The sequence below is a fragment of the Cryobacterium levicorallinum genome (genome assembly GCF_004402405.1).
GTDB classification, from domain to species: Bacteria; Actinomycetota; Actinomycetes; order Actinomycetales; family Microbacteriaceae; genus Cryobacterium; species Cryobacterium levicorallinum.
Genome location: NZ_SOFE01000022.1, coordinates 302,892 through 318,664, shown reverse-complemented (window position 1 = coordinate 318,664; position 15,773 = coordinate 302,892). Strand labels below are relative to the sequence as shown.

The window sequence follows — 15,773 nt, the reverse complement described above, 5'->3', positions numbered from 1 at the left end:
CGTACTGCTGCCCATCACTACTTAGGAGTTGGCGGGGATTTCCAGGCGCTGGCCCGGCTGCAGCGTTTCCACCGACAGGGCGTTGATGCGCTTGATATCGGCGACAACGTCGCGCGGGTCGGCGGCGGGAAAGTTCTCTTCGGCAAGGTTCCAGAGGGTTTGGCCGGGTTCGACCGTGATGAATCGGGCTGAACCGACGTCGGTCGGTGAATAGGCCAGCGTGGCCACAATGCCGGAGTCGGTTGTGTACGACATGAGATCGATGCCGGTGGCGGACCCAGAGGCGCCGGCCGCTCCCCCATTGACGGCAAATACGAGGGCGCCAAGGATGACCGGCAATGCGGCGAGCGTGGTGAAGACGACTCGTCCACGCCGGGTGAGGCGAAGACGTGTGACGGGCGGGAGAGAAACTGCGGGGGCAAATGCTGTGGTCATGTCAAACCTCCAAGGTAGGCGGGCTGCGAGTCTCGTATTCGACCCTCGGCCGGGAGGACCGAATACGAAACTATGTTCCGAATATAACTTCGAACAATCGAACATGCAAGCTTTTTCTCGTCTCTGCCCGGGAAATCACGCAACACACTCGAATAAGTGTTTGTTTCAAGGCCGAGAACTGGATAAACTTTCGATAGGTCAATTGCTTGATTGCTACTCAACCAGACACCACCGACATTCCCGCGAGACGTCCTCTAACCCGCGCGGGACCGACTCAAGGAGCGCTTCTCGTGACACAAAGCACCGGCGGTACCCGCGACAAGGCCAGCACTCGGCGCCGAAAGAGTTTGAGCCCGCGCCAGCTCGCCATCCTCGACGTTATTCAGCGTTCGGTCAGCTCGCGCGGCTACCCGCCGAGCATGCGTGAGATCGGTGACGCCGTCGGCCTCGCCTCGCTGTCGAGCGTGACTCACCAGCTCAACCAGCTTGAGCTGAGCGGCTATCTGCGTCGTGACCCGAATCGTCCTCGCGCACTCGAGGTACTCATCGAGATTCAACGCGCGCCCGAAGACGTCGGAACCGGCGACCAGGACAGTTTTCACCCGGGCGTGCAGGTCGGCGACGCTGCGATGGTTCCCCTCGTCGGTCGAATCGCTGCTGGCATTCCGATCACGGCCGATCAGCAGATAGACGAGATCTTCCCGCTCCCCCGCCAGCTCGTCGGCCAGGGGGAGCTGTTCATGCTCAAGGTCGTCGGTGAGTCGATGATCGATGCGGCGATCTGCGACGGTGACTGGGTTGTCGTTCGCCAGCAGAAGACCGCGGAGAACGGCGAGATCGTGGCGGCCATGCTCGACAACGAGGCCACCGTGAAGGTACTGCGCAAGCGCGACGGCCACACCTGGCTGCTGCCGCGCAACAGTAACTTCGAGCCCATCGTCGGCGACTACGCCGACATCCTCGGCAAGGTCGTCGCCGTATTGCGCTCGGTCTAGCGAGTCAGCTTCAAGCAAAGAAGAGAGCAGAAGCACGGCGTGAGGCCCGACCACTAACCGGTGATCGGGCCTGAAGACTGCCTGCTGGCGCCAGGTACGCGGGTGAGTTACCGGGTGAGGCTGGCTCTCAGATCGGCAGCGCGGCGATCGCGCACCACCCGGGTCGCAGCCAGCATGTTGTGCAGGGACTGCACCGTCTCCTCGTAGCCACGCGTTTTGAGCCCGCAGTCCGGGTTCACCCAGACCTGGCGTTCGGGGATGGATTCCAGGGCGGTGTCCAGCAGGGTCGTCAGCTCGTCGACGCTGGGTACTCGCGGCGAGTGGATGTCATAGATGCCGGCCCCGATGCCATGGTTGAACCCGCCGGCCTCAATCTGCTGTACCACCTCCATGCGCGAGCGGGCCGCTTCGATGCTCGTGACGTCGGCGTCGAGGTTGCGGATAGCTTCGATGACGACGCCGAACTCCGAATAGCAGAGGTGCGTGTGAATTTGAGTCGCTTCCGCGACCCCGGCCGTGGCCAGCCGAAAGGAGCCTACCGACCAGTCCAGGTAGTCGGCGTGGTCCTTCTCCTTTAGCGGCAGCAGCTCCCGCAAGGCCGGCTCGTCGACCTGAACGATCTTGATGCCCGCAGCTTCCAGGTCGCCGATTTCATCGCGCAGGGCAAGGGCGACCTGGCGAGCGGTCTCGCCAAGCGGCTGGTCGTCACGCACGAACGACCAGGCCAGAATCGTCACCGGTCCGGTGAGCATGCCTTTGACCGGCTTGGCTGTCAGGCTCTGCGTGTACACCGACCAGTCCACCGTGATCGGGGCCGGGCGCGAGACGTCGCCCCACAGAATGGATGGCCGGGTGCAGCGGCTGCCGTAGGACTGCACCCAGCCGTTCTCGGTCACGGCGAACCCGTCGAGGTTCTCAGCAAAGTACTGCACCATGTCGTTGCGCTCGGGTTCCCCGTGCACGAGCACGTCGAGTCCGATCTCTTCCTGCAGGGCGACGACGCGGCCGATCTCGGCGCGCATCAGGTCGCGGTAGTCATCGGCTGGCAGGTTTCCTTTGAGAAACTGGGCGCGTGCCCGGCGAATGTCTGCGGTCTGCGGGAAGGATCCGATCGTGGTCGTGGGCAGCGACGGCAGCTGCAGCGCAGCATTCTGAGCAGTCAGGCGATCGGCGTAGGCACCACGGGTGAAATCGGCGTCGGTGAGTGCGGCCGAACGCGCTCGCACCGAACCGTTGCGCACCCCCGGAGCGGCGAGACGCGCGGTCAGCGCGGCAGCGGCATCCGCGAGCGGAATGGCAATGGCCGCCCGCCCCGCAGCGAGGCCGAACGCGAGGGTGGCAACCTGGCCCACCTTCTGGTCGGCAAAGGCCAGCCAGCTGGCCAGGTCGACCGGCAACGAGGTCTCATCGAGCACGTCGTGCGGCACGTGCAGCAGCGACGTTGAGGTGGATACGGTGACGGAGTCAGACAGCGCGCGCACGCTCTCGGCGCGCTCGAAGGCGCCCGCCAGGTCGCCGCGCCAGATGTTATGCCCGTCAATCACCCCGGCAACGAGGGTCTTGGCGGCCAGCCCGGGCACCGCCTGCGGCAGGGTGCCCCGAACCAGGTCGAGGCCGATCGCCTCGACGGTAGTGCCGGCAAGAACCGGCAGGGCATCATCGAGACTGCCGTAGGGCGCCGCGACAAACAGGGCGGGGCGGCCACTGAGCCGACCGAGCACGCCATAAGCGGATGCGACCGCCGCCAGCGTGTCCCCGCGTGGCACATCGATCGATTCGCTGACCAGTCCCGGCTCGTCGAGTTGCACCCAGTCGGCGCCGGCATCCGCTAGCCGCGATACCAGCGCTGCGTAGACAGGAAGGAGGTCGTCGAGCCGGGACAACGGGGAGAACCCGGCCGGCGCCTCATCGCTGGCCTTGCTGAGCAGTAGAAAGGTGACCGGACCGACGAGCACCGGACGGGTGAGGAAGCCGGCCGCCTTGGCCTCGAGAAACTCGCGCACGATGCGGTCACCGGCCAACGAGAACACGGTCTCCGGGCCAATCTCGGGCACGAGGTAGTGGTAGTTCGAGTCGAACCACTTGGTCATCTCAAGCGGCAGGTTCTCGCCCTCGCCGCGGGCCAGGGTGAAATACCCGGCCAGGTCGATGGTTCCATCAGCACCGACGAGCGAGGCAAACCGGGTGGGAATCGCTCCAACGGCGACAATGGTGTCCAGCACCTGGTCGTAGTACGAGAACGACTCGGGGATCGACGAGTCGGCGCGGCCGAGCCCGAGGTCAACGAGCCGTTCCCGGGTGGCCGAGCGCAGTTCGGCGGCCACGCTCTCCACAGCGACCGCGTCGATCGCCCCAGACCAGAACGCTTCCACGGCCTTCTTGAGCTCGCGCCGGCGACCGATACGCGGGTAGCCGAGGATGGTACCGGTGGGAAATGCGGGTGAAATGGGCATGGAGATTCCTTCACTGGAGATTGGTCGTTGGAATGGTGCAAAATAACGAACGAGTTCGGGGCCTACACGCTGAAGCGGGCGTGAGGCCTAAAGCATTACTGCCGGCACCGGAAGTGCCCCACACCCCTCGAGAACCTGCAGCACAGTGTCGTGTTGGTTGAAGGCGTAGAGGTGGAGTCCGGGGGCGCCGCCCGCAAGCACATCCTGCCCGAGGCGCACGGCGTAGTCGATGCCGATCTGGCGCTGCCCTTCCTCGGTCGGTTCGACTTCAAGGTCGATGGACAGGTCGGCCGGCAGCTTCTCCCCGGAGAGCTGCAGAATTCGGCGCAACCGGTTGGGGCTGGTCACCGGCATGATGCCGGGAAGAATGGGAAAGAGCACCCCGGCCGAGCGAGCCCGCTGGATGAAGCTCAGGTAGTCGTCGGCGTGGAAGAAGAGTTGGGTGATGGCGAGGTTGGCACCAGCTGCTTGCTTGGCCAGCAGGGTGTCGATGTCCTGGCTGACCGACCGGGAGTTGGGATGTCCGTTCGGAAAGGCCGCGACCCCGATGCGCACCTTGCTGCGTTCCGTTTTCACCCCGCGGGCGCCGGGCAGGCCCGGAATCACCGTTTCGATATACGGCACCCGTTCGGTCTGCACGCGGTGAATGAGCTGCACCAGCTCCCCCGCGCTGTGCAGATCGCCGAGAAAAGTGTTGTCGCCTTCGACCGCACCCTGCGGTGCGTCGCCGCGAATGGCCAGAAAGCTGCGTATGCCGGCGTCGAGGAACTCCCGAATGAGGCGGCTTGCGCCTGCGTGCGAGGAGCCGACGCAGGTGAGGTGCGCCATCGCATCCGCTTCGGTGTGGTCCTTGATGTAGCGCAGCAAGTCTAGAGAAGAGTTGCGCGAGGAGCCGTTGGCGCCGTAGGTGACCGAGATGAACTCGGGGCCGGCGGCGGCCAGGTGGTCGATGGTGCTCATTAGAGCGGATGCTGCGGCCGCCGATTTGGGCGGGTACACCTCGAACGAGAACGCCGGGCGGGCGTTACACGCGGAAATTCCTGTCGTGGTCATGGTTCCTCATTCGGCAGAAGCAGTACAGCGGGTGATGGCCGGGTGGCCGCGGACGCGCCAGCGGGCTGGCGGTTCTTCGCGGGCGGATGCCGGGCTCGGCTGTCGCTCCATGCCGGGGAATGAATTCCGTCGGCAACGATTGATTAGACAGTAACAACACCAACGTCGAGCGATGCGAATATGACAGTTCGTGTCATCCGCGCGGTCAGACGGCATCTATCCGCTGGCCCAGCGGACGGGATAGGTGTTAAGCCCGCGCGGGTGACTGGTCCCCTACGGTGTCACCGATTTCGGCGCTTCCCGTACTGCCGGAGACCGGCGGCTACGACGCCTATTCGCATGCGGGCGCTGAGCAACCGATCGTCTTCTCGTCCCTAAAATCGGGGCGGGTCAACGCCATTAACGTCGCCGTTTTAGCCTAGCTAGAGAACTGCACAAAGAACGTCCCCCTATCGGGATTCGTAGTTTTCGCGGTTCGTCCTTCGCACGTGCATACCGCCCGCGCGCCGTCGGTGCGGGAATTCCGACGACCTGGGCAGCTTGAGCGAGGGTGGACCCTTCCCAATGGACGAGCTGAACGATTTCCCGAAGCGCGGGGTTGAGTTGCGAGAGAGCGCCCCGCACTTCGCTGCCCTCGTCGGCTGCCGGCGCGGTACAGGCCGATATTCCGCGTGTTCGAATCTTCTACGTCGGGGCGAGGCGACGTCGTTCACCGCGGGAATGGTTCAGGACGGTTCCCCTGGCAAGTCCGAAGATCCACATCCGGGCACCTCTGCGTTTTCGGGAAGAAGGTTCACCCGGCGCCAGGCGACGACCATTGTGTCGCCGAGGAGATCGGCGGCATCGTCGGGCCCCACTCGGCGTTGCAGGTAACGCAGCACGTCCCCAGCACACTGGTCGAGGATGGACTTCAGCTTTTCGCCCTTCTGACGGGCGCTCACGGCGCGACAACCGCGCACTGGACCTGGGCGTCGGAAACGGCCACACCTCTCACCGCTGACATGCACAAACGCGTAGGCCATGTCAGGATTCTCAGCCCAGGGCAGCCACGCGAAAACACCGGTGGCTGTGGCAGCGCCGGCAGCGCCAGGGCAAGGCCGAATCCGACGACCAAACGAGTGGTCCAACGAGAGGGAGTCAATGCCACGACTTCGCGTGCTGCTGCCCTATTCGTTACCTCAAGATCGCGCTGCACACTCGGCGTGATCGTCACCGTCCCCGGTGATGATTGGTCAAGCATCACGTCGAGTGGGTCTGCTGCGTTCATGTGTTGCTCCAAGTCTGAAGGGTCCGTCATTACAGACATGTCCGGACGGACTCGAAACGATCACTCGGCAAGTTGATCTCCCTGATTGGATGTGATGAAGTCCGGGCAAGGAGCGAGAACGTCGCCGATTTTTCACGCAGACTGAGACCGCGGTCGAATCGACATACCATGTGGATTTTGCCGTTTGGTGGCGGCATTCTGTGTTCGCGATATGTCGCTCGCGGGGCGTCCTGAAATATATCTATGCGGTGGCCAGCTCGAGTAGTCCGGCGGCGAGTCCGAGGAGGGCGCACACGCCGATGGTGCGCAGTGCGGTCCACCGGAGTTTCAGCATGAGCACTCCCGCGACAACGGCGACGGCGAGCGGCAGGATGCTCACCGAGCTCAGCACAGGCAGCTGGAGTTGTAGCGGCCCGGAGTCGAGGCGGAACGTTTCGGAGAAGAGCATGTTGAAGGCGAAGAAGACGGCGAGATTGGCGATGACTCCGACGACCGCCGCAGTGATGCCGGTGAGCGCTCCGGAGAGTTGGCGGTTGCCGCGGAGCCGTTCGATGTGGGGTGCGCCAAGGAAGATGAAAATGAAGCAGGGCACGAAGGTGACCCAGGTGGTCAGGAGGGCTCCGATGATGGCCGCGACCCACGGGTCGAGGTCGCCGGGGTTGCGGTAGGCGCCGACGAAGCCGACGAACTGGACGACCATGATCAGGGGTCCGGGTGTGGTCTCGGCCAGACCGAGTCCGCGCGCCATCTCCCCGGGCGTGAGCCAGTGGAAGACCTCCACCGCTTGCTGGGCGACGTAGGCCAGCACGGCGTACGCGCCACCGAAGGTGACCAGGGCCATGGTGGAGAAGAACACGCCCTGCTGCGTGAATACCGAGCCGATGCCGGTGAAAAGTACTACGGCGATTATGGGCAGGATCCACAGTGTCAGCCCCACGGCCAGAATCTTGCCCGCGCTCACGGCGGAGGGCTTCCCGGCGTTGAGCGCGTTATCGGCGATGACGGGTTGGATTCGGTCGGGTGCATCGCCGCTGCCGTCGATCTTCTTCGCTACGCCGGGCACATATCGAGTGAGGAGCCAGCCCGTCAGGGCTGCGATGAGGATCACGACGGGGAAGGGAACTGCGAACAGGGCTAGGGCGGCGAACCCGGCGACGGCGAGCACGACCAAGGCGGGGTGGACGAGGCACCGTCGGCCGACTTTGACGATGGCCTGTCCCACGATGATTAGTGTCGCGGCGGCGATGCCGGTGAAGAGCGCTGCGACCACGGGTGCGTCACCGTAGGCCACGAAGATGGCGGACAAGGCGAGGAGGGCGACGACGCCCGGCAAAACGAACAGTGTGCCGGCGACCAGGCCGCCGCGTTTGCCGTTGAGCAACCAGCCGATGTAGATGGCAAGCTGTTGCGCCTCGGGGCCGGGGAGCATGACACAGAAGTTCATGGCGTGCTGGAAGCGGCGGTGTCCGATCCACCGTTTCTCTTCGACGAGGATGCGGTGCATGACGGCGATCTGTCCGGCCGGCCCGCCGAAAGTCTCGAGCGAGACGAGGAACCAGACGCGCAGGGCGTCCCGGAACGGGACCAGGTCTCGGGTCTCGGCGGCATCCGTTGCGGACACTGGCCGGGCCTTCTTGGGTTTCACAGTGCAGTTCTCGTATCGTCAGGAGGCTTCGCGGCCGTGGAGCAGGCTGCGGCGGTAGAACTCATACAGACCGTCGAATATCGGCTTACTCACGGCCAGGGTCTGTTCGTCGGTGCCCGTCAGGGAGAGTCCCCTCAGGACGGCGTCGAGTCCGGGGGCCTCGGGCGCGTCGAAGCGCCCATCTTCGATGTCGGCCTCATGCACGATCTGGGCGATTTTCCAGAGTACGGGATCGGCCAGTTCGTGCCGGCGCAGGATCGTTTCGAACGTGCAGTCGGACCCCACGTGGGAGTACTCGGCGCCGCGCATATCGAATGCCGTCGCCCCTTTCGGAACGTGGGTCGGATCGGCGACAAAGATGAACTGGGCATCCGCATCGATGAATCGCGTTACCAGCCAGGCGCATGCAGCCCGGTCGATATGCATATGTTCGCGCGTTGCCCACTTCATGATGGCGCGCCGGCTGCGTCGGTTGCAACGCCGACAATGTCGCCAGCTCCGACAGCGCCGTCCAGGGCGGACCGGGCCATCTCGTCCAACAGACGGGAGATTACCTCTTTGGCCGGCGGGGGAAAATAGTCCCGCCGGCTGATGTCCCGCCACTCGCGGCGCAACTTCTTGATCGCTGTGGTCCGGGCGGTGCCGATCAGGGGCTGGGCCTGAACCACAGCCTCCGCGAGTGTGCGGTATTCCGCGACCCGGTCTGCCGTCATGGACGCGACCAGGTCCTGTTCTTGACGTTGAGACCCGGCCGTTGCCAGCCACACTCCCGCCTCGCCGCCGTTGTGCACTACCTGTTCGGCGAGCCACTCCAGCTGTTCACGAGTTTTGGCCTCGGCGGGAAGGGCTACGAGATTGGTCTGCAACCTGACGACGCCTAGGACTTTGAACCTCCTCCAGAGCGCGATTCTGGGCGCCGACGGTTCACGGGGCAGGTGATAGCTCAACAACACCCACGGGTGCGTTTCGGGCGGCGGAGAGGTCAGATCCATAATTCTAGTGTAACCATAGTTACACTTTCTAAGGCGGAGGTCAGCGGCGTCGCGCAGACAGGGAGCTTGCCCACAGCCGAGATTCAACACATGCCACCGTCTCACAACCAATGAAATGCAATAAACCGTTGGACGAGCCGTAGCCGGGAAGGACGCCGTCTAGCTAGTGCTCGTCGTAGTGGTCGCCGTGCAAAGCGTGGTGGTGCGTGCCATGCACGTAGTCCGTGTGGTCGTCGTGACTGATGGCTTGGTGGCCGCAGTTGTCGCCGTGTTGGTGGTCCGCGACCGCGTGCTCTGCATGGGTGTCGCTGAGGGGCATGCTGTTCTCCTTGTGGATCCGTCTAGGCAACTGCTAGCAGATCCAGCCAACCAGATACATGAGCGATCGACGATGTATTCGTTCCCGGGTTGGGCATGTTCCGCAGGCGGCAGGGAAGACTCGAGTGGTGCCGTATTGTCACGCTTGTCGCGGCTTCATGCGCGGATGGGGTTTGCTGGACCAGCACCTGGCAGCATGACGGCATCCCGCAGCGGTGCAGTTGTCGGTGATGACTGCGATCTCACCGGGTGCTCCGGCGGCTTGGTCGAGGCGGCGGTCTCACCGGTTGACAGGTCGACCGCGTCTACGGAGTCGGTGGCCGGTCGGTTACGGGCAGGACCAGCCGTGTGGGGCTTTCAGGCGCGGGGATCTTCTTGTCGCTCACGAACACCCGACCGCGCCGGTGCACGATTTGGGCGCCAGGGAGCTTCTTGAGCGAATTGCGTACCTTCATGACCATTTCTTCCTTATTGAGAATACATATCAATTAGAGTAGCAGGCATGACATCGCCTTCATTCCTCACCCTGAACCTCGTGAGCGGCCTCGCCGGCGCCGGCAAGTCCTCCATCGCTCGCGCGAGCGGCCGAACCAGCATCAGTCTGGACGGTGCCGATCGGGCCGCCGTCAGTGGGGCCATCGCGGGCACCGGCACTCGGAGCGAGGTCATGCTGGAGATCCACCCATCCGCCGTGCCGCTCGAGGTGGCCGTCGCGGTCATGGCCGCCGGCGGTGACCTAGTTCTGCACTCGGAAGCCGGCGCCATCCGCCTGGGAAATTTCGTCAGCGTGCTCGATGCGTCCACCTTCTGGCGGGACATACGCAGCGATAAACTCGCACCCGAGCCACCGCAGCCCTGCGCCACCCACGGTGAGCACGACCGCACGGTGGCCGATGCCCTTGTGCAACAGATCGAGTGGGCCAGCGTGGTGGTGATCAACAAGACCGATCTCTCCACCGCCGCCGAGTGCGCGGACCTGCGCGACTTCGTGAGACTGCTCAACCCGTCCTGCCAGGTGATCTTCGCCCGTCACGGGCACAGCTCGGTCAGTGCGTGGTTGCCACCCCGGGTGGACATGCTCACTTGGCTGCAGCAGAGCCCCGGCTGGATCCGACAGCTGAACGGCGAGGGGCTGTTAGCTTCGGGCCGCACCGGTCTCGGTTACGTCGTCTACCGGGATCCCCGCCCCTTTCACCCGGGCCGCCTCGCCAGCTTCCTCAGCGACACGTCCACCGAGTCCGGCGAGATCCTCCGCTCCCGTGGATTGTTCAGACTGGCATCGCGCCCGCACGTCGTCGGGTCGTGGAACAGCGCCGGTCCCACCATCGCATTCGAGCCGACCAGCATGGGCAGCCACGACCCCGAGTCGCCATGGGGTCAGGAAATCGCCTTCTTTGGCCGAAACCTTGACGGCGCCCGACTCACCGCGAACCTTGACGCTTGCTTGCTCGACGATCGCGAGTTCATCGGCGGTCCCATGGAGTGGCGGAGCCTGACCGACCCGTTCCCGGCCTGGGACCTCAACCAGGATGACGACTGAAACGGCACCGCCCCATCCGCAACACACCGCAAGGGAGACAACTATGACCAGCCCCCACACTCACACCTCGATCGTTCCCGGCGCGAGCGGCCCACTCGTCGCTCTCTGCACCGGACACCGCTGCGAGGCTCTGCACCGGCTGGCCGATGACCAGACCGGCACCGACATAGTGCGCACCACGATCGTGAGCGGTCGCGGCGCCGTGCTCGTGTCCGCACCCTGCTTGGGCGCCTGCGCCAATGGGGCAGTCGCCGCTGTTGCCCGCCGCGATGGAGTCACCGGCACGACCGGACCATCCGTATGGTTGGGTGGCGTGGACCGGCCCGCAATCCTGGACGCGCTCCTCGGGTGGATTCGCGGCGGCGGACCGTTGCCCGGCGAAATGCCAGCCAACGACGTACCCCTCCTGCTGCAAGACGCCGTCCTCGGCGTCGGCAAGCCCATCCAGGGCCATCCTAATAAGCGGTAGGCAGGGCCGGCTGGACCGCCAGCGGCGCGACCGAATGAAGGAGAGGCATCCGCTGTGCGGCAAGTTCCGGTGATCGCTCTGACGGGCCACCTCGGCGCCGGCAAAACCACGGTGCTCAATCACTTACTGCGCGCCCCGGACGCGCGTCTGGGCGTCGTCATCAACGACTTTGGCGTCCTCAACGTCGACGCTGGCTTGGCGATCGGCCAAATCGATGAGGTGGCGGGCATCTGTGGCGGATGCGTGTGCTGCCTGCCCGACGCGGGCGGCCTTGATGCCGCCCTCGACGCGCTCACCCAGCCACGGCTGCGACTGGACGCCGTGATCGTCGAGGCCAGTGGCGTGGCCGAGCCGTCCGCTCTTGCCCGCCTCATCCGCTACAGCGGAGTTGCCAACGTACGGCCCGGCGGGCTAGTGGATATCGTAGACGCCGTAGAACACTTCAAGACCATCGACACCGGTGTCCTGGCGCTGGCGCGGTATTCCGCGGCATCTCTCATTGTGATCAACAAGACCGACCGTATCCCGCCGCCCGAACGAGAAGCTGCGGTGGCGCGCATCGTTAATCGGATTCGGCAGCGCAATCCCTGGGCTCGCATTATCAGCACGGCCCAGGGGCGCCTCGACCCCGCGCTAGTGTTCGACGCGGCGCTCGAACCGGCTCCAGATGGCGAGCTATCGTTCGCCGCGCTGCTCGGCTCTGGCCCGGTTCGTGACCTACACCCCCACCCGCATGCCGACGCCGTGACGGTGACGGCCCTTGCGCCGGTGGACGCCGGTCGGCTGGTGGATCTTCTTGAGCACCCGCCCGATGGGGTGTACCGGCTAAAGGGTGCGGTCACGGTAGGGGCTGGATCCCGTCGGCGCCGAATTTCGGTCAACGTCGTCGGCCGGCACATCCACATCGCCCCGCACCCGGTCGGATCGGGCGAAGACGGCTTGGTCGCGATCGGGATGCATCTAATCGTGGCGTCGGTGCACAACCGCCTCGAAAGCGCCGTCAACCCGGCACGAAGTCTTTCACCCAACGACGGTCTCCGTCGGCTCACCCGGCTGCGTCGGTTGAGCATCTGACCGATTTGACACGGCCCACTAACCGCAGGACGTATCGGTCAGGGTGACGCCCCGCTCGCGGGCCCGGCCGCCACTGGAAACGCCTCAGCCGAACCCTCGACCCCGACGGCTACGCGCAACAAGACTGGCCGGAACGACGAGCATGAGAGCGGAACTCGATGCAACTACTACAACGAGGAAGACAAGGAACCGCGGAATAGATCGTTTCCTCGTGCGTCCACCCTACTTGAAGCGAAAAGCTACGCGGAGAGCGCGGACAGAATCACGAACGGGGCGAACTGGGGCTCGATCTCGAGGGTGACGAACGCCGTCACGTGAGTACCGGCTTCCACGTACTCGGTCGCCTCGATGCGGCCCTGATCGTGCAGCACGGCGATGAGGTCGCCTCGATCGTAGGGAATGAGCAGGTCGAGTTCGATCTGCGGCGTCGGCAGCAACAGCGCCACCGCGGTAAGCACGGTTTCGATACCCTCACCGGTTCGAGCCGAGACGAACGTCGCCTTCGGCTCGAGGCCGCGCAGCACAAGCCGGTCATCGTCGCTGATCAGGTCGCTCTTATTGAAGACGACCAGTTCGGGTATGTCGCGGGCGCCGACCTCGGAGATAACATCGCGCACGGTCGCCAGTTGCGCGACCGGGTCGGGGTGGGAGCCGTCCACCACGTGCACGATGACGTCGGCATCGGCAACTTCTTCCAGGGTCGAACGAAACGCCTCAACCAGTTGGTGCGGCAGGTTGCGCACGAAGCCGACCGTGTCGGTGAGGGTGTACAGGCGGCCGTCGGCGGTCGTCGACTTTCGCACGGTGGCATCGAGGGTCGCGAAGAGGGAGTTCTCCACGAGCACTCCGGCCTTGGTGATGCGGTTCAGCAAGCTGGACTTGCCAGCGTTCGTGTAACCGACGATTGCGACCGAGGGAACGGAGTTGCGCTTGCGGTTGGCGCGTTTGGCCTCGCGAGCGGGTTTCATCTCAACCATCTGCTTGCGCAGCTTGGACATCCGGGTGTGAATGCGGCGACGGTCGAGTTCGATCTTGGTCTCACCGGGACCACGCGAGCCCATGCCGGCCCCGGTGCCACCGACCTGGCCACCGGCCTGGCGAGACATCGAGTCACCCCAGCCACGCAGGCGCGGCAGCATGTAGGCCATCTGAGCCAGTTCGACCTGCGCTTTACCCTCCCGGCTTTTGGCGTGCTGGCTGAAAATATCGAGGATCACGGCGGTGCGGTCGATGACCTTGACCTTGACCACGTCTTCGAGGGCACGCCGCTGGCTGGGAGCGAGTTCGGTGTCGGCGATGACGGTGTCGGCGCCGAGCGCCTTGACGATGTCGGCGACTTCCTGGGCCTTGCCCTTGCCCAGGTAGGTGCTGGGGTCGGGGGTGGCCCGACGCTGTAGCAAACCGTCGAGCACGGTTGCGCCGGCGGTCTCGGCCAGGGCGGCCAGTTCCCGCATAGAGTTTTCGGCGTCGTCGACGGTGCCGTGCGTGTAGACGCCCACCAGGACCACGTTTTCGAGGCGCAGCTGGCGGTATTCCACCTCGGTGACGTCTTCAAGCTCGGTGGAGAGGCCGCCGACGCGACGCAGGGCGTTGCGGTCGGCACGTTCGGACTGGTCACCGTCGTGGTCGCTGCCGTCATATTCACCGGAGGCCTGCGTTTGCAGGGCCTGAGCCGATCCGCTACGGAACAGGGAATAGCCGGCAGCCTTACTGTCGGCGCTGGCCAACACGCGCGCCACGACATCATCGGCGTCAAGTGCCGGTTCTACGGGCTCGTTTTCTACTGCGTCGTTGCCGCGGGGCGCCGTTGGATCATTCATCCCATTAACCTTAGTTCAACGAAGTTGAAAGGTTCCTCCTATGTCGTCCGACCACTATTTTTCTCCGGCGCCCGGCACCGTACTGAAAACCCGACAGATCACAGTGCAGTTGCACGGGCAGGATCATGAACTCACGACCGCCAACTCGGTGTTCAGCCCCTCCCACATCGACACCGGCACCGAGGTACTGCTGAAATACGCCCCCGAGCCGCCCCTGACCGGTCATTTTCTCGACCTCGGCTGCGGCTGGGGTCCGATCGCGCTGCATCTCGCCCTGGCCTCCCCCGAGTCCACCGTGTGGGCCGTGGACGTGAACGAGCGCGCACTCGACCTCGTGCGCACCAACGCCGCGACCCTCGGCCTGACCAACGTCAAGGCCGTGCTCGCCGCCGACGTGCCCGCAGACATCAGCTTTCGCACCATTTGGTCGAATCCGCCCATCCGCGTCGGCAAGGACGAGCTGCACGGCCTCATGCAGACCTGGCTGCCCCGCCTCGAATCCGAAGCGGATGCCTGGCTCGTCATCCAGCGAAACCTCGGCTCTGACTCACTCCAGCGTTGGCTCGCTGCCGAACTCCCCGACACCTTTGAGACCACCCGCGAGGCCATCAGCAAGGGCTTCCGAGTACTCCAGGTGCACCGCTCTTAGTCCCCAAATTCCGGTCAACCGGCCGGGGCGGCGGGGTTTTCCGCGGGGTTGCGAGTTTTCGGGTCTTTTGGGAGGTTTCCGCACGCTTTTCGCGGAGACCTCCCGGAAGGTCCGAATGTTTGAGCGAGGAGCGGATGACCCGCCGGCCCGGCCCCACCTCCAGAAACCGGCGTCAGCCTAGGTTCAGAACCCCGTCGAACACCAGCTCCGCCGGCCCGGACAGCGACACGTGCTCGCCATCCTCGGCCGGGAACATCCGTACCCCGAGCACGCCGCCGGGAACCTCGACCCGCCACTGATGCGGTGCCGCTTTCCCGGCCCAGTGCCGGGTAGCCAGGGCCGCCGCGACCGCTCCGGTGCCGCACGACAGTGTCTCCCCGCTGCCACGCTCGTGCACGCGCATGCGGAACCGCCCAACGCCGTTGACGACGAGCGGGTCGTTCGGCACCACAAATTCGATGTTGACGCCGCCGACTGGTTCCGGGTCGAGCTGCGGAATGAAGGTGAGGTCAGCGGCATCCAGCTCGTCGTCGTCGGCGAGTGCGACGACCGTGTGCGGGTTGCCGACGTTGATGCCGAGGCCCGGACGGGCCACGGGCAGGTTCTTGGTGCGCACGAGCGGCTCGGTGCCGTTAAGCTTCCACCGACCGAGGTCGACCTGAAAACCGGAGGCGTTGCGCTGCACGTCGCGCACGCCGCCGCGGGTGCCGATAATGAGGGTGTCACCGGGTAACAGCTCGGCAAGGTTGTTTTCGATCAGGAATTTGGCGTAGACGCGGATGCCGTTTCCGCACATTTCCGAGACGGTGCCGTCGGCATTCCAGTAGTCCATGAACCACTCGGCCGCGTCGTCTTCGGCGAGGGCGGCAGTACCGTCGGGCAGGTTCTGGCTGCGCACGGCACGGATAATGCCGTCGGCACCGACTCCGAACTTGCGGTCGCACACGGCACGAATCTGTGCCGGAGTCAGTTCCAGTTTTCCGTCTGGATCAGCGAACAGCACGAAGTCGTTCCCCGTGCCGTGGCCCTTGGTGAAGTTCAGAGTGATGCCCATGCTGCCAGT

General features: G+C 64.7%; 17 protein-coding genes. 5 read left to right on the top strand and 12 right to left on the bottom strand.

Annotated elements, in window-relative coordinates; genetic code table 11:
- Window positions 1–21 precede the first annotated feature (21 nt).
- Window positions 22–435 (bottom strand): LysM peptidoglycan-binding domain-containing protein, encoded by a 414-nt coding sequence (locus E3O11_RS11915; RefSeq protein ID WP_092449865.1) that lies wholly within the window; start codon window positions 433–435, stop codon window positions 22–24.
- 290 nt (window positions 436–725) lie between these two features.
- On the opposite strand from E3O11_RS11915, the gene lexA reads away from it, so the two are divergent.
- Window positions 726–1,430: a transcriptional repressor LexA gene (lexA, locus tag E3O11_RS11910; protein WP_092449867.1), complete on the top strand. Its 705-nt coding sequence runs from the start codon at window positions 726–728 to the stop codon at window positions 1,428–1,430.
- 107 nt (window positions 1,431–1,537) lie between these two features.
- Here lexA and metE read toward each other — a convergent pair whose 3' ends face one another.
- The 9 genes from metE to E3O11_RS18785 form a co-directional block, all read right to left on the bottom strand.
- A complete protein-coding gene (gene metE, locus E3O11_RS11905) occupies window positions 1,538–3,883 on the bottom strand; it encodes a 5-methyltetrahydropteroyltriglutamate--homocysteine S-methyltransferase (RefSeq protein WP_092449869.1) in 2,346 nt (781 codons plus the stop codon).
- A gap of 87 nt (window positions 3,884–3,970) precedes the next feature.
- Window positions 3,971–4,936: a methylenetetrahydrofolate reductase gene (locus E3O11_RS11900; protein WP_170851564.1), complete on the bottom strand. Its 966-nt coding sequence runs from the start codon at window positions 4,934–4,936 to the stop codon at window positions 3,971–3,973.
- 399 nt (window positions 4,937–5,335) lie between these two features.
- Window positions 5,336–5,560, bottom strand: a complete 225-nt coding sequence (locus tag E3O11_RS18790) for an RNA polymerase sigma factor (RefSeq protein ID WP_166787573.1) — start codon at window positions 5,558–5,560, stop codon at window positions 5,336–5,338.
- 101 nt (window positions 5,561–5,661) lie between these two features.
- Window positions 5,662–5,877, bottom strand: a complete 216-nt coding sequence (locus tag E3O11_RS11890; protein WP_134477316.1) for an RNA polymerase sigma factor — start codon at window positions 5,875–5,877, stop codon at window positions 5,662–5,664.
- Between the two features lie 567 nt (window positions 5,878–6,444).
- Complete coding sequence (chrA, locus tag E3O11_RS11885; protein WP_241994708.1) at window positions 6,445–7,848, bottom strand: chromate efflux transporter; 1,404 nt, start codon at window positions 7,846–7,848, stop codon at window positions 6,445–6,447.
- A gap of 18 nt (window positions 7,849–7,866) precedes the next feature.
- Window positions 7,867–8,298, bottom strand: a complete 432-nt coding sequence (locus E3O11_RS11880; protein WP_092449875.1) for a chromate resistance protein ChrB domain-containing protein — start codon at window positions 8,296–8,298, stop codon at window positions 7,867–7,869.
- The gene (locus tag E3O11_RS11875; RefSeq protein WP_174775754.1) at window positions 8,295–8,840 is read right to left on the bottom strand and encodes a Chromate resistance protein ChrB; all 546 of its coding nucleotides are present in this window, start codon (window positions 8,838–8,840) and stop codon (window positions 8,295–8,297) included. Before E3O11_RS11875 ends, E3O11_RS11880 begins: the two co-directional genes overlap by 4 nt.
- A 163-nt stretch (window positions 8,841–9,003) precedes the next feature.
- Complete coding sequence (locus tag E3O11_RS11870) at window positions 9,004–9,159, bottom strand: zinc transporter permease (protein ID WP_092449877.1); 156 nt, start codon at window positions 9,157–9,159, stop codon at window positions 9,004–9,006.
- Window positions 9,160–9,463: 304 nt separating this feature from the next.
- Complete coding sequence (locus E3O11_RS18785; RefSeq protein WP_134477310.1) at window positions 9,464–9,613, bottom strand: ribosomal protein bL36; 150 nt, start codon at window positions 9,611–9,613, stop codon at window positions 9,464–9,466.
- A 47-nt stretch (window positions 9,614–9,660) separates the two neighbouring features.
- On the opposite strand from E3O11_RS18785, the gene E3O11_RS11860 reads away from it, so the two are divergent.
- The 3 genes from E3O11_RS11860 to E3O11_RS11850 are packed head-to-tail and all read left to right on the top strand — an operon-like array spanning window position 9,661 to window position 12,241.
- Window positions 9,661–10,698, top strand: a complete 1,038-nt coding sequence (locus E3O11_RS11860) for a GTP-binding protein (RefSeq protein ID WP_092449879.1) — start codon at window positions 9,661–9,663, stop codon at window positions 10,696–10,698.
- Window positions 10,699–10,741: 43 nt separating this feature from the next.
- Window positions 10,742–11,167, top strand: coding sequence for a hypothetical protein (locus E3O11_RS11855; RefSeq protein ID WP_092449881.1), 426 nt, complete (start codon window positions 10,742–10,744; stop codon window positions 11,165–11,167).
- 54 nt (window positions 11,168–11,221) lie between these two features.
- Entirely contained in the window at window positions 11,222–12,241 is a 1,020-nt protein-coding gene (locus E3O11_RS11850; protein ID WP_092449883.1) for a CobW family GTP-binding protein, read from the top strand.
- Between the two features lie 239 nt (window positions 12,242–12,480).
- Here the strand turns inward: E3O11_RS11850 and hflX are convergent, their stop codons facing one another.
- Window positions 12,481–14,061 (bottom strand): GTPase HflX, encoded by a 1,581-nt coding sequence (gene hflX / locus E3O11_RS11845; RefSeq protein WP_092449885.1) that lies wholly within the window; start codon window positions 14,059–14,061, stop codon window positions 12,481–12,483.
- A 40-nt stretch (window positions 14,062–14,101) separates the two neighbouring features.
- Here hflX and E3O11_RS11840 point away from each other — a divergent pair, with 40 nt between their 5' ends.
- Window positions 14,102–14,710: a class I SAM-dependent methyltransferase gene (locus tag E3O11_RS11840; RefSeq protein ID WP_092449887.1), complete on the top strand. Its 609-nt coding sequence runs from the start codon at window positions 14,102–14,104 to the stop codon at window positions 14,708–14,710.
- A gap of 172 nt (window positions 14,711–14,882) precedes the next feature.
- Here E3O11_RS11840 and dapF read toward each other — a convergent pair whose 3' ends face one another.
- Window positions 14,883–15,764, bottom strand: coding sequence for a diaminopimelate epimerase (gene dapF, locus E3O11_RS11835; RefSeq protein ID WP_092449889.1), 882 nt, complete (start codon window positions 15,762–15,764; stop codon window positions 14,883–14,885).
- Between the last annotated feature and the right edge of the window lie 9 nt (window positions 15,765–15,773).